Origin of the sequence: Lacticaseibacillus manihotivorans DSM 13343 = JCM 12514, from assembly GCF_001435035.1 — a bacterium.
Classification (GTDB): Bacteria; Bacillota; Bacilli; order Lactobacillales; family Lactobacillaceae; genus Lacticaseibacillus; species Lacticaseibacillus manihotivorans.
On sequence record NZ_AZEU01000284.1, the window covers coordinates 1 to 769 of the forward strand.

The following is a 769-nucleotide window of genomic DNA, read 5'->3' on the forward strand; positions in this document are numbered from 1 at the left end:
ACATATTCTTCAGGATGGGACCAGAATCGCGCATATGACTTTGCTGATGAATGGAATTCCCGTCAACCAGACCCACTTCGAGATACAGAAGTTCGTCGTATTCTAAAGAGCGCCTTTTCGGGTAACTACCAGGGAGCCAGCAAGGCCTATATTCAGCACCTTATGGACCGATGGGCGCCAGAAGTCCGTCCTTTTGCGCGTACAGCTCGACAGAATTGGGTCAAGTTTCGCAAGCCGCGACATATCCGTAAGTACAGTCATGTTTCCGAGTGGGCTCAAGACCTAGTCAAGTACGTTGATCGCCTTGGCGCACGCAGTACGTCATTGCAATTGACAACCGCTGACATTCGGGAGGCATTACATATCAGCCGCGATTCACTTAATAAAGCCTTGGATTATGTAGCTATCCATGGTCTACTTCGTGTACAACGAACGAGAGGTCGAAATGGCGGCATTCTTTTGATCACGATGATGATGGCAGGTCGACAAATTGAAACTCGGCATGCGAGCCAGAGTCAGGATTGGCAAGAGTTTCTTGGACTGGAGCAAGGGGAATCGAATGTACTATCCGTAACACCTGAAAACCGTCCCACAATTGTACTGCCAGGGCGCCTAATGGATGGGTAACTAAAAGTTCCGAATTGCCATTACATTTATCTATTATAGCCTTGCTTTTCCGGTCTGCCCTCTCACTTCTTTTGGATTGCCTATGTGGTTCTGGTGCAAAGTTTACTCAGGGAGAGTGCATCCTGTATCATGAATTGAAACT

General features: G+C 47.7%; 1 protein-coding gene. It reads left to right on the plus strand.

The window, feature by feature from the left end; all coding sequences use genetic code 11:
• Positions 1–627 (plus strand): primase C-terminal domain-containing protein (locus tag FD01_RS13925; RefSeq protein WP_191981532.1); only part of this gene is annotated, 627 nt, incomplete at its 5' end.
• Positions 628–769: the final 142 nt, after the last annotated feature.